Origin of the sequence: uncultured Comamonas sp., from assembly GCF_964277875.1 — a bacterium.
GTDB lineage: Bacteria > Pseudomonadota > Gammaproteobacteria > Burkholderiales > Burkholderiaceae_C > Comamonas > Comamonas sediminis.
The window spans coordinates 151,327-164,667 of sequence record NZ_CAXYJV010000020.1 but is presented as its reverse complement, the minus strand read 5'-3'; the positions used below and the strand labels follow the sequence as shown (position 1 = coordinate 164,667).

Below are 13,341 nucleotides of genomic sequence, written 5' to 3'. Positions count from 1 at the left end.
TGACTTTGCGTGTGAGCGGCTCAGTGCTTAGTTGGTCACCGCCTCGCGCCAGCTGATGCGTTTGCCCTGTGGCTTGGGGGTCGCCACGGGGATGACGATATCAATCGGCGTTCCTACGACACCGGTCTGGATGTGGCTGGTCACGGTGCCATCCCGGTTAGCCGTCAGTGCATTGCCGACGATCATCGTATCGGGTACCTGCTCGCCAGCGGGGCCGCCTTCCGGGTTGCCATTCACCGCCAACCCCGTCTCAAAGTTGAGGTAGTTGAGCCAGCCATAGCCACCGGCCAGGCAAGGCTCGTCGGATGGCACATTGCTGGCTACTACCAAGGTGGTGCCGGCCAACAGCATATTGACGTTCACCCGTTCCCGATCGATGGGCAGATCGACATACCAGCCTTTGCGGCGGTCATTGCAGACGGCATGGTCGCGGCTTGCGCAGCGCAGTCTGCGCACAAGTTTGCCCTCGGTATCCCTGTATTCTTCCAATATGGATTCTTTGAGATCCGCCCGGAATGAGGCTGCGCTGATGGCATAGCCTTCCGGCTTGTCATCAAAGCCGTAGATGGACTGCTTGCTTTTATCCGTCATATCACCAGACCCGAACAAGCGGCCAGTGGCGACCAGAATGCGCGGCAGTTGTGTGCCGCCTTGCACCAGCTCTATGCGGGTGGTGATGGGTTGGGGCTTGGTATCCTCGGCCAGCTGTACCACGCGCTGCACCTGGAACCGGCTCGCGGCCACATCCCACTGGAAACGCCAGACATTGCCGTCGAGATCGCCGCCGTAGAGCAAACGGGTGGTGTTGTCGCCGGCAGGGTCGCGCAAGTAGTTGTTGATCTCACGCAGGCCGGTGCCGCTGGGGGTGGTCATTTGCGCGATGGTCGCGCCGGTGCTGGCATTGAGCACAAACACATGGTTCTTGCCGTCGGCATTGTTGTAGCCCGAGGTGAGGAACACCGCCCAGGTGCCATTGGGGTGTTTGGAGACCATAGGCCGGCCAAAGCTCAGGCCCATCTCGGGCAGGCTGGCTTCCCACAGCGGCTGGGGTTGCAGCGGGTTGGTGATGTCGAGCGCGTAGTAGCCTTTGCCCCCCTTGTTGAAGCCGCCGACAAGGATGGTCTTCCAGGCGCTGCCGTCGTGGATATCGGCCACGACGGGCGAGCCATCGACAAAGTAGCGGTGGGCACTGTCGTAGTCCACACTGGCCAGGCGCGCCATCTCGGGCATCACGGCGGTGGGCACAAAGGCCCAGGCTTCGCGCGCGGCCACGGGTACCGTTCGGCCGCCAATGGTTTCTGTCTTGCGCAGATCGGTTTCGGCATGGAAGGCATGCAGCATGCCGTCATTGCCGCCCACATACACCATGGGCCTGCGGTTTTGCTGGCTCAGGCGGTAGGCGGCATAGCCGGCATCGCGGTAGCGGCGCGTGGGCTTGCCCACGTACAGCGGTTGCGAGCTAATGATGTCGCCCAGGCGGCTTTCACGCGGGCGGTAAAGCTTGCGCACATCGCCCAGCGCAAAGTCTTCCAGGCTGCGGTCACCGCGCAGGTAGTTCACCAGATTGGCGCCTTGGGCGGCCTCCTTTTGCGCATCGTTCATCTGCGCGTACTGGGCCAGGCGGGTGCTGATGGCGGACGCTTCGAAATGGCTGCGCAGGCTGCCCAGGTTGGCGTAGGTAAATTCGGCCAGCCTGCCCCCGTTCATGAACAGAATGCGGCGGTTGTCGGTGGCCAGGTCGCGCCTGTCCAGCGCATCCTTGGCCGACCAGCCTTCGATTTGCGTGCGTTTGCCGGAGCTCAGGCCAATCTCGAAAGCCTGCAGATCGCCCGACCAGCGGCCGGTGCGGTAGGTGGCGGCATAGGCAAAGTTGTTGCCCGCTTCGGTGATCGGCGAGGTCACGCCCACGCTGCCGCCAGAGCCCAGCGCCGCGCGGATATCGGCAAACACCTCTGCCAGGCCGGACTGGATGGCTGATGGATCATTGGCGCTGAAATACAGGCCCCGGCCATTGACGGCCGTGTGCCAGAAGTCATCAATGGATTCCGGGCTCTCCTCATTGGCCCCTTCACGCGGCCAGATGGGCCAGGTTTTGAGGCCGCTGCGCAGATCGGCAAAGTCGCCCGCGCCAGTCTTGTAGTCCTTGTGGTACTTCAACGTGCCCGATACCCCCATGCCGATCACATAGGTGCTCATGTGCTGCCAGGTGGCCTTGTCGTCCTCCGCCCCTGTGCCCACCGGCCGCACCTGGTTGGGCCAGCCGCGTGGCGTATCGCTCTCGCCGCCGGGGCGCAGATCGGTGGCGTAGTAGTACTGCGCCACATCGGCCAGCGAGTTGCTGCTGCCGCCGGTGGCCGGGTTCAGGTGGTCCTCATTGCAAGGCAGGCTGCCGCAGCGGGTGTGCGTTGCTGGCAGCGCGGCCCAGGGGGCTGTGCCGGGCTGGGGCCTTCCGGCGGGCGGCAGTTGCGGCGCAGGTTCATGCGGGTAGCAGATCGCAGGCGATTCCAGGTCGCCATTGAACGGCACTTCCCCTGGCGGCCTGACCAAGATACGACCAGTTTCTGCCGTGCCTGTCAGCGTTATACGGTTGGTCCGGTAATCGCCGTTGAAGACCTTCTTGCTACCTTTGGCCTCTTCGCAGGTCTCTGGAGGGCAGTGGTCGGGCTTGGTCGGCTCAATGGTTGTAGAGCCAACCCCTACCCCACTGCAGTCGGTCACTTTGTGGGTGGTTGGGTTGTAGCCGGGCACGCACAGCTCGCCTTGGGGTACATCGATGGTGTGGGGTCCATCCTGAACGCACTGGGTTTCCACGCCGTCCGTAGTGCCCGCCACGCATGCCGCAAACTCCGCCTTTGATTGCAGATAGATCACCCCTTCCGGTGTGCTTTCGTCGATGCTCTCACAGGTGGTGGTTTGCCAACTGTTTTCTGCAACCGGCCGTCCTGCTCCTGGTTCATTCGCAACGATGGCAGCGCAGGTTCCATAGCCTATGGATGCATCGATGCTTCGCGGCTGACAGTTCCCGACTGCCTTGTATTCCTCTACTGGTCCTTGGCAATCGGGCCTTGGTCGCTGGCGCTGCTGTCTCGGTTGGCAACTGCTCGCGATCCAGTTAGGAGCACTGGCGCTCTGCGGAGAGCATGAAGCTACATCCTCGTAAGTTTCTCTCCTCTCACAAGTGCTATAAATGCAACCGTTTTCTGGTGTGGCTTCTTGAGGCGCACAAGCGGCGGGATTTGCGGGTGTAGGCGCTGGTGGCTGAATACCTTCTTTGCCGGGTGCGGGTTTGCAGATTCCAGGCCCAGGCGGCCTTACGGGCGCGTTACTGCATTCGGTGCCTACCCAGCCGTTCAGAGGTGTAGGTACCGCAGACGTACACGATTGCACTTCACGCCACGGGGTATACCGCACTTCGCAACTCAAATCAAAGTCGAGCCCAAAATTTGTGCGGCAGATTCTTTTTTCTGGCGATATGGGTCCGCTCCAGCTGCTCTGGACATTGGTGCATTCCACTGCGTATTCTCCCTCGATGCCTGCTGCACAGGCGCTGGGGGCCACCGTCGAGCTGCTGGCAGGACGACCTCTGCTTTCGCAAGCTGCGTTCAGTCGGCCTGGCTGATCGGGCAGATTACCGGGCTCGCACATTGCTACCATTTCCGAACCGCTCCGCTGTCGGCACTCCGTGTAAGTACTGCTGTCAGGATCCCATACCGGCGCACTGGTGATCTGGCAACTGTTGTCGGTCTCGCCATCGGCACCGTTAGCAGCTTCACGAGTGCAGATGGTGCTGCGAAACCCATTGTCCTGCGTGGCAGCTGCATTGACGCACTGATCTTGAGGCACATAGCTCTCTTCGCGATGGCTGCGATCACAGTTGCTGAACTCCACCATTGACGTGCTGCCGCCAGAGGCAACAATGTCGGCCGCTAGCTGGGGATGCAGACTGTTGCAGGCCAGCACCGGTCCACTGTACGGCGGCACAGCCACACCTTGGCAGGTGATAGTGCCAACGCCTGGTACAAATTGGCCATTGCGGCTGCAATACGTTGAGGCGCTCACATCACGCTCGGTGGGACCGTCGCATTCCACCTTGTAATCGCCAGCAGCTCCTGGAGAGCAGGCTTCCACCACCTTCCAACTGTCGCCTCCCGGCGGTTCGACTTGGCAGCCGCTGGCAAAGGCTTCGCACACTGCTTTGTCAGTGGTCTTGAGTTCCACCTCACCCACCGCTGGGTTACGGTACCAGTAAAAGTAGCGCTTTTCCCGCGTTTGGCTTGCCACCGCCCGTGCCCAGGGGGTCTGGGTCTCCGTATTCCATGTGGTAACCCGCTTGTAGCGGTATTTAGTTTTATTGATGTAATTCCAGGTTACAAGCTGCTGGTACAGATGTTTGGTCTGTGTGTGCGTGCCCTGGCTATGCCAGTACTGTCTTTCGCTATTTGAAAACTCACCACCGTCAGAGGATCGCGCCTTGTGCGAGATGCGCATCGTCTGCGTGTTTGTTCGCTGCCACCAATGTAGATCTGCGGTATACCAGCTGCGCCGCATTACATCCTTTTTGATGATCTTCTTATAGGTCGTCTCAGTCTTAGTGCCGCCACCGGGCACGGTCACTCTCCAGCCGAGGGTGCACTCGTCCAGCCCGTAATTGACTTGTGCATCATGCTCCAACCGGTAACCACTGACCGAACCATCGTAAATAGGACGCGGAATCAAGCCCTCTGGCGGCGTCAGCCCCAAAGGCGGCCCATCTTGCTGACCGACCAGGGTTACACCATCGATCTGCACCGGGCCTCTGCCCTTGGTCTCTTGCCCAGTGTTCCAGTAGCCGTCGGTGGTGACGATGGTGTAGTGGCGCTGGCAGGCGGAGATGACGGGGTCGACAAAGGGCAGCATCGTGTCGTTGATGCTGTCGCTTTTGCCGGCGTAGTAGCGGCCCACGCGGGCCAGGGCCTCGCGCGTGGGCGAGGTGCCGCCCGTTTTGGCGCTCTGGATGGTCTGGAACCAGGTCTGCTTGTCAGTGCCCCAGAAATCCTTCACCGGCAGGAAGTGGCTGTGCGCGCCCGAGCCGGGCTTGGCCACCGTCATGAAGCCGATGCGGAAGTTGTCGTTCAGCGTGCCAAAGGCCAGGCTGACGGAGGACTTGGCCATGTTGATGCGCGTGCGGTAGTAGCTGTACCAGATGGCAAAGTTGCGCTCTTGTGCCGCCGTGATCCTCACGCGCGACCAGCGCCCCGTCACACGACCATTGGGCACCCCGCTGACAAACATGTTGACCAAGTCGCTGACTTGCACGCTGCCGTCATCGTCAAACAGTTTGGGCTCTGCGGGCCAGGTACAGGTTTCTTCGCGTTCCCAGCTGGGCACGGTGGGGAAGCGGCTGTCGCGAGGCGTCCAAACGAAGTGATAGGCACGCTGCGGTGGATCGACGTAGAGGTCACGGCTGCGCGTATTAGCGTCGTATGCCTGAAATGAGGTGGCGAGATTGACGACGCCCTGCGACTGGTCGTAGCCGTCCTTCCAAGCTGCGGAGAAAGTGGGCACGGGCATGTCGGTGGTGCCATCGGCCTGCTTGGGCAGCGGGTAGCTGGTATCGGGGTTGTAGTAAAGCGCGTTGCACAGCGCGCTTTTGTAGCCCACCGGGAAGTACTTGGTTTCACGCCGCTCCCAGCCATCGGGCATGTGGCTCCATTTCATCGAATCCGAGGTGTCGAGCAGCAGCATCACATTGGGCTTGGTCTGGTCGCCCAGAATGCCCAGCGGGATATCGGCAATATCGACCGCATCGCTGGATGTGGAGTCGGCGGCGGCGTTACTGGCAAACAAGCCAGCCACTATGGTGGCTGCAGCGAGCATGGCCCACAGGCTTGCGGCCCGGGGCCACCGCAGCGGGGGTTTGAATTTTTGAAGCATTTCCCTCTCCTTGGTTCTCGTCGTTGGCTGCTGCCCGGGAGTAAGGGGCATGCCAGGGGGCGCGCCTGCGCGCTGCCGTCATCAATACACGGTCATCTGCACATAGCTCACGGTGGCGCGCGGGCCCACTGCACGCGCGCTGATGCGGTACATGGGCCGGTCATTGCAGGGCACTACGCTGCCAGGGCTGTCGGATGGGCCGGGGCAGCCCGTGCCTTCGGGTGCCACGCACGATTGGCCTGCGGCATTCAGTGGGCCCGCTGCGCTGCACAGGCGATGAATCATGTAGCGCACTTCATTGCCCAAGCCGTCATCGGCGGTGGCTTGTTTGCCACTGGCATCCCATAGCAGCTCCTTGGCCGCGACCCTGGGATCGAAGCTGGCAAAGTAGCCTGCGCCGGCGTTGTCACCGTCCAGCGCCGCGCCGTTTTGCGACAGCTGATCGAGTTGTGCCAGCCCATGCTCCAGGCCCAGGTCGGCACCGGTAGTGGCTGTTTGTTTGAGTGCCAGGCTGCCCGCGATGGAAGAGCCCGTCGTGGTGGTACGCACCAGCGCCAGGCTGGTGAGCGTCATTACCAAAAGCACGACCAGTGCGACCAGCAGCACGACGCCGCGTGCGCTGTGTGGACGCGTGGCGGGAAATGGTTGGCGGTATCGGATCGTCATGGTGCTAGTTGCCCCCACAGGGTGTTGCGCAGCGGGATCACGCTTTCGTAGACGCGGTAGCGGTAGTGCTTCCAGCTCGCGCCAGGCGCATCGTCGTTGGTCCAGAACTGCTTGCTGCCATTGGCCCAGCGCGGTGGCTCTGCGGTAACCTCTTCACGCTCAAACTGCGAGCTGCGCACCAAGATGGCTATGCGCACGGCAAGCACTTTGTCCCAAGTCCAGCCGTCGCTGAAGGTGGCTGTCCATTCCTGCGCACTGTCAATCTGGCCGTCCCCGTCCAGGTCATAGCCATACTCCGCCTGAAAGCTGAGCACATCGTGTGCGACGGCAACACTGCTCTCGCTGGTCTCGTTCAATTGGTTGTAATAAACCAGCTCATTGCCCTGCAGGCTCCAGACGTGCAACTGCGGCTCAGGGCCCAGGTTGTAGAGCGCCCCTTCGCCCAGGCTGGTGGTGCCGCCATCGAGCATGTTGCGGCGGCTGCCGCCGTTAAAACGAGGGGTTGCGCTCGTTCCGGTATAGAAGTTGCTATAGCTTCCGGCACCCTGGCTCACGCGCTTGTCGGGATAGGGGACGCTGCCCGAATCCGATGCCACCGTGGAGCGGGCGCCAGCGGTGATTTCCATCAGCAGGCACTCTTGGGTATTGGTGTCTGAGGTACCCACGGCCACATCGCCGGCATGCAAGCCGGCATTGGATTTCTCCATGCTGAAGACGCCGTTGGCACTGGCTTCGTAGCGCGATCCTGTCACCATGTTCGCTGACGAGCCGGTGAGCACCCACAGCTGTGTACCGCCGGTGGCGGTGATGCGCACGGGCACCAGCGGGAACGTGAAAGCGCGGCCATTGGCATGCCCCTGCACATCGCAGCCAAAATGCCGAGGCTCCATGGTCGCAAAGCCCAGGCCTGCTGAGCGGATATCGCGCTCGATGCTAAACAGTGCCAATGCGCCAGCGCTTTGGGCATCGCTGGCAGACGAGACGGTGCGGCGCTGACTCTCCGACACGCCATACAGCTGGTAGATGGCGAGCATGCTGGCTAAGCCTATGGCCAGACCCACCAGGATTTCGACGATAGAAAAACCTGCTTGTGGCGGGCGCTGCGGAGTGCGCCCGCCTGCAAGCCGAATCTGCTTGAAGCATGGCCTATGCGCCATGTCCATGTAGGCGTGCCTAGTGCACATAGGCCTGAATCTGGTAGCTGCGCAGGGCCTCGTCATGCGGGGCCTGCCAGCACAGCGCCACGGTGACCTGATTGAGGTCGCCCGTGGTGTTGACGAGTATCTGCTGACCCGCCTGCGTAGCGCCGGGCAGACCATGCACGTTTGCTTCCGCGCCGCGGGCGGCCGACAGCAGCTGGGCCAGCTCGCTATTGCTGGTTGCACTGCCGCTGAAGCTGCATTGCTGTGCACTGCCGCTGGGCTGGTGCTGCAATGCCTGCAACGATGCGGCCAAGGTCTCAGGCGAACTGCGATCCACCTTGAGCGAGATGGCCTGCACAATCTGCGCGGCAAATATCCCTGCCTCGGTGCGGTACTGTGCCTGGCCTGACCAGGTCACGGAGCGGGCCGTCAGGCCGGCAATGCCCAGGATGCCAAGCACGATGATCATGATGGCGACCAACGATTCGATCAGCATCATGCCGCGCTGGCCCGGTCTGGATGTGCGCGCCGGGGCAGGCATGCGATGGGATGGACTCAGCATTTGCGGTTGTCCCCCTCTTCACCGATCGCCGGGTCGCACATGCGCACCTGGCCACCCTGCGAGATAACCACGCGCAGGCAGCGCTGGGTACCGCTGTCTGCCAGACATGTCGCATTGGTGGGCTTGAAGGTCACAGCGTTACCCGTGGGGGTTCGGCCCACGCTGTCAAAGGTGACGGTTTCCTGTTCTGCCTGGACGGTCAGGTTCGCTGCGCTTTCCACTGCCTTGCTGGCGATTTGCGTGTCACCAACGGTGACCTTCCATCCCAGGTTGCTGTCCGTCATGCCAAGGGCCACATAGGCGTTGCGGCGCAGCGCCTCGGCTCGCGCCAACTGGGCACCATCGTAGTAGGCCTGTGCGGCCGCGCGGATTCTGGAATCGACGATGTAGACGCTAGCCGACGGAATAACCAGCAGCAGCAAAAAGACCGTGATGGCCAGCCCGACCATCAGCTCGACCAAGGTAAAACCGCGAAGGGTGCGTTTTGTATGCATCAGCAGCGCCCTGCCTTGTTGGTCGACCAGCAATCGGTGCCTTTGGTCCAGCCCGAAGGGGTGTCAGTGGTACGGCGCTGGCCTTTTTCATCCAAGGTGAACACAAAGCCGGACATGCTACCCAGCCCTATAGCCGAAATGGTGAAGGTGGTGGCAGCCAGGTCGCAGTCGTATCTAAAGCGTGCGGTGGCGGCAGGCTCTGGCGCGATAGAGCCATCCACACAGGCACCGTCATATTTGCGCTTGTCCTGAAAATGCTGCTCCAGCTTGGCGCCCAAATCGGCCAGTGGCGTCAGCCCATCCGTAATCTGGCCACGCTTGATGTACTCGCTGTAACTGGGCAGGGCAATCGCCGACAGAATCGCCACAATGGCGACCACAATCATGACCTCGATCAGCGTGAAGCCGCGCCGCGCGGGCGCGATTGCCAGACGCACGGCACGGCGGCTTGCAGGTTGAGCCGGCAGCCATTGGCCTGCTGCTTGAAACACCATGATGACAACCTCCCTCACCCGCTTGCGCGTGGCGCTGCGATCCTCTAGTCCATTGGATGAAGAGATCGCATTGAGGCATGGAGATAAGCAGCCACCGACCCAATCATCAATAGAATTTATTGATATTTAGAAATTCATATTATTTCTAACAAGGTCGCATCATAGGGGATGCCCGGTAGTTTCTTACCAATAACTTACGTCAATAGATATACCAATATTCAATAACTACCCTGAAGATCAGCGCAAAGTCGCGGGGGCAGCGACTCGGCGCTTGGCCACACCGACATCTGCAAGCAAGGAAGTTTTGATAGCAGCGCAGGCAACAAATCATCAGACGCTGGCGTTAACCGCGGGAGGGGGCCGCGCCCAGCCCGTAGCCCGGCTTTGCGTGGCGTCGCGCCGCAATGTTGATACATTCAATTTCATGTATCTGCTCACAAAATCCAAAATGCCGTTGCAAATGTGCATCTTGAGAAAGATCAAGCTTACAGATGCGCTGCGGTGGAAGACCACGAGGACAGCCCCCGACCACAGCGGCAGTGCAAAGGACCGCCGGTGCAAAGCGAGCAGGTAACGCAGCCGGTCGGCTTTGGCGCAGCCGCTGAGAAGCGGGGTGCAGCATCCACGCTGCCTGCGTTGGCGCAGGGGCAGGCAGCGTGCTCTACAACCAGCGTTGGTCAGCCCGCTTGCAAGGCCTTGAGCAAGGTGGCAGCGTTGGTCTCGACCATGTCCACATAGGTGGCAGCCGGGCCACCTGCAGGCGACAGCGCATCGGAGTAGAGGCGGCCACCGATGACAGCACCCGTCTCGCGCGACAGCTGCTCGAGCAGGCGCGGGTCGGAGATGTTCTCCAGGAAAATGGCGCCGATGCGCTCTTCGCGCACCTGCTTGACCAGCGCCGCCATGTCGCGGGCCGAGGGCTCGGATTCGGTCGACAGGCCGCGCACCGGCACAAAGCGCAAGCCATAGGCCTGGGCAAAGTAGCCAAAGGCATCGTGGGTGCTGACGACGGTGCGCCGCGCTGCGGGCACGGCGGCAAAGCGCTGGCGCAGGCTGGCATCCAGCGCAGTCAGGCGGGCAATGTACTGGGTGGCCTGCTGGTCGTAGCGGGCTGCGTTGGCCGGGTCTGCCGTGGCCAGGCCTTTGGCGATATTGCGCACATAGACGATGGTGTTTTTCACGTCCTGCCAGGCATGGGGGTCGTTGGGGCCATGGTGGTGGCCGTGCCCATGGGCGTGATCGTGGTCATGCCCCGCCTTGTCAGCGCCATGGTCATGCCCGTGGTCCTGTTTGTGATCGTGTCCTTGGCCCTTGGGCAAGGCACGTACCGCAATGCCCTGCGATGCGATGATCTCCTGGCCTTGGAAGCCTGCGGCCTTTTTGAGGCGCGGCAACCAGCCTTCAAAATCCAGGCCATTGGCCACCAGCACTTTGGCCTGCTGCAGCTGGCGCGCCTGCTGCGGTGTGGGCTCAAACACATGGGCATCGCCATCAGGGCCGACGAGCGCAGAGACGGTCACCAAGTCACCGCCCACCTGACGCGTCAGATCCTGCAAGATGGAAAAGCTGGCCACGACGGGCAGCGGCTGGCCCGCAGCCCAGACGGCGCTGGCCGGCAGGGCGCTGGTCAGCGCCAGCCCCAGCATCGCGCGGCGGTTCAGGTAAAAGTTGCTCATTCGGATACTCCCATTGGTTCAGACACAAAATCGTTGCCCGGCCTTTGGCGCTGCGCGCGCACGCTGCCCAGCCGGCCCAGGCACAAGGACAACAGGTACAGGCCACCAAGGCTCAAGGTGATGGCGGCCGATGCCGCAATGCCCGCGTGGTAGGACAGCAGCAGGCCCAGCACGCTGCCAGCCATCGCGATACCGGTGGACAGCGCCATCTGCAGGCCCACACCGCGCAGCCAGAACCGCGCACTGGCGGCGGGCAGCACCACCAGGGCCACCGCCATCAAGGTACCCAGCGAATGGAAGCCCCCCACCAGGTTGAGCACGAGCAAGAGCATGAACAGCGCATGGCTGATGCTACCCATGCGTCCCTGCAGGCGCAAAAAGCCGGGGTCCAGGCATTCCATCAGCAAGGGCCGGTACATCAGCGCCAGGCCCAGCATCGACAGGGTGGCGATGGTGGCGGTCAGGTACAGGGTGGGATCGTCCAGCGCCAGCACCGAGCCGAACAGCACATGCAGCAGATCCACATTGGAGCCGCGCAGCGAGACCAGCAACACGCCCAGCGCCAGCGAGATCAGGTAGAAGCCGGCAAAGCTTGCGTCCTCGCGCAAGGCGGTGTAACGGGTCACCACACCTGAGAGCATGGCCACGACCAGGCCCGCGGCCAGGCCGCCAATCGTCATCGCCGGCAAGGACAGGCCAAACAGCAAATAGCCCAGGGCCGCGCCCGGCAAGATGGCATGTGACATCGCGTCGCCCACCAGGCTCATGCGGCGCAGCAGCAAGATGGTGCCCAAGGGCGCAGCGCCTGCACTCAAGGCCAGGCAGCCGGCCAGCGCGCGGCGCATGAAGGCATAGTCCACAAAGGGCTGCCACAACAGCTCGGCCATCATGCCCGCCTCCTGGCGGCAGCGCGCGCTGCCAGGCCCGGCAACACATCGCCGGTGTCGCCCCAGGCCAGCTGCGTCCCCGCCAGTGCCAATGCCTGCGGGAAATACCGCTGCACCATCTCGCGGTCATGCAGCACCGCCAGCACCGTTCTGCCCCGCGCATGCCACTGCTGCAACAGCTGCAGCAGCACATCGACGGAGGGCTCATCAACGCCGGTAAATGGCTCGTCCAGCAAGATCACCGGCGGGTTCTGTACCCAGAGCCGGGCAAAGCGCATGCGCTGAAACTGCCCGCCCGAGAGCTCGGCAATCCAGCGCGGCTGCCAGCCCTGCAGACCTACCGTTGCCAGCGCTGCACCGATCTGCGCACGCTGCGCATCACTGACTACCCCCAGCGCGCCGGTTTGCGCCCACAGGCCCAGGCTGACGAAGTCTTCCACGCTGATGGGGAAGTCACGCTCCACCTCGCAGGCCTGCGCCAGATAGCCCAGTGCCGCACGCGAATAGCGGCAGCGCAGCGACCCTTGCATCGGCGCAAGCTGCCCCAGCAAGCCCTTGAGCAGGGTCGATTTACCGCCCCCGTTGGGGCCGACGATGGCCGTCATCGATCCGGCCGCAAACTGCCCGCTGACACCGCGCAGTGCCAGCCTGCCGCCATAGCCTAGGCCCAGGTTGGAGAGTTCAAAGTCCACGCTGCAGCCCGGCACTGGCAAAGGGGGAACGGACTGCATCACGGCTGTTGTACCGCCCATGCCACCACGCCCCATAGCAGCGCGCTCAGGCCCAGTGCCAGCAGGCAACGCGCCAGCGCCGAGGCCTGCAAGGCGCTGCGGCGCCTGGTTGTGTGTATTGATCCCATAGCTCGCCCATTCGCAGGTGCCGCGCACCCAGATTACGCTGGGCGGCACCGGCTAAACACCTGGCACATTTCAAAAATGTGATGTTATAACATCAAAACACGAGACTGACGAAAAAGCGCGGCTCTGCCTGACCACGGCGGCCAAGCGGTGCGGGAAGAAACGCGGTACAGGAACGGGAGAGAAACAGCGATCCGGCGCGCTAGGCAGCGGGCGCAGCAGCGCAGCGGCTGCAGGTGCCATGCATCTCGACATGGGTGCTGCTGGGCCGGAAGCCGTTGGCCTTGGACCAGGTCTTGAGGCGCCGCTCCACCGCAGGCTCCAGGAACTCATCGACCTGGCCGCAGCTATCGCAGATGGCGAACACCACGAGGCCATGGTCATGGCCTTCGGCATGGGTATGTGCGCAGACCACAAAAGAGTTGAGGCTTTCCACCCGGTGCACCAGGCCGTATTCGATCAGCTTGTCCAGTGCGCGGTAGACCTGCTGGGGCGCACGCAGGCCCTCGTCACGCAGCTGGTCCAGCAAGGCATAGGCACTGGCTGGATTGGCCTCACGCGCTAGCGCTTGCAGCACCAGCGCTTGGTGCTTGGTCAACTCGGGCGGGGGCGTTTTGGCGGCTGTGGACATGGTGACAACAAAGGCAGAG

The 13,341-nt window shown here is 62.4% G+C and carries 10 protein-coding genes; all 10 read right to left on the bottom strand.

The features are described from left to right. Positions 1-27: 27 nt before the first annotated feature. Positions 28-5,913, bottom strand: coding sequence for a pilus assembly protein (locus ACHWUQ_RS08235; protein WP_394680854.1), 5,886 nt, complete (start codon positions 5,911-5,913; stop codon positions 28-30). Between the two features lie 81 nt (positions 5,914-5,994). Further along, positions 5,995-6,579, bottom strand: a complete 585-nt coding sequence (locus ACHWUQ_RS08230; protein WP_394680853.1) for a hypothetical protein — start codon at positions 6,577-6,579, stop codon at positions 5,995-5,997. Then, positions 6,576-7,613 (bottom strand): PilW family protein, encoded by a 1,038-nt coding sequence (locus tag ACHWUQ_RS08225; protein WP_394680852.1) that lies wholly within the window; start codon positions 7,611-7,613, stop codon positions 6,576-6,578. The genes ACHWUQ_RS08230 and ACHWUQ_RS08225 overlap by 4 nt, the downstream gene beginning before the upstream one ends. Positions 7,614-7,752: 139 nt before the next feature. After that, the gene (locus ACHWUQ_RS08220) at positions 7,753-8,262 is read right to left on the bottom strand and encodes a hypothetical protein (RefSeq protein WP_394680851.1); all 510 of its coding nucleotides are present in this window, start codon (positions 8,260-8,262) and stop codon (positions 7,753-7,755) included. Positions 8,263-8,276: 14 nt separating this feature from the next. Next, positions 8,277-8,810 carry a GspH/FimT family pseudopilin gene (locus tag ACHWUQ_RS08215; RefSeq protein WP_394680850.1) on the bottom strand — a complete coding sequence of 178 codons (534 nt, stop codon included), beginning with the start codon at positions 8,808-8,810 and terminating at the stop codon, positions 8,277-8,279. Further along, positions 8,777-9,214 carry a type IV pilin protein gene (locus tag ACHWUQ_RS08210; RefSeq protein ID WP_394680849.1) on the bottom strand — a complete coding sequence of 146 codons (438 nt, stop codon included), beginning with the start codon at positions 9,212-9,214 and terminating at the stop codon, positions 8,777-8,779. The genes ACHWUQ_RS08215 and ACHWUQ_RS08210 overlap by 34 nt, the downstream gene beginning before the upstream one ends. 734 nt (positions 9,215-9,948) lie before the next feature. Then, positions 9,949-10,947 carry a metal ABC transporter substrate-binding protein gene (locus ACHWUQ_RS08205; RefSeq protein ID WP_394680848.1) on the bottom strand — a complete coding sequence of 333 codons (999 nt, stop codon included), beginning with the start codon at positions 10,945-10,947 and terminating at the stop codon, positions 9,949-9,951. Beyond that, positions 10,944-11,834 (bottom strand): metal ABC transporter permease, encoded by an 891-nt coding sequence (locus ACHWUQ_RS08200; protein WP_394680847.1) that lies wholly within the window; start codon positions 11,832-11,834, stop codon positions 10,944-10,946. The genes ACHWUQ_RS08205 and ACHWUQ_RS08200 overlap by 4 nt, the downstream gene beginning before the upstream one ends. Next, positions 11,834-12,565: a metal ABC transporter ATP-binding protein gene (locus ACHWUQ_RS08195; RefSeq protein ID WP_394680846.1), complete on the bottom strand. Its 732-nt coding sequence runs from the start codon at positions 12,563-12,565 to the stop codon at positions 11,834-11,836. The genes ACHWUQ_RS08200 and ACHWUQ_RS08195 overlap by 1 nt, the downstream gene beginning before the upstream one ends. Positions 12,566-12,893: 328 nt before the next feature. Beyond that, positions 12,894-13,322 (bottom strand): Fur family transcriptional regulator, encoded by a 429-nt coding sequence (locus ACHWUQ_RS08190; protein WP_312414796.1) that lies wholly within the window; start codon positions 13,320-13,322, stop codon positions 12,894-12,896. Between the last annotated feature and the right edge of the window lie 19 nt (positions 13,323-13,341).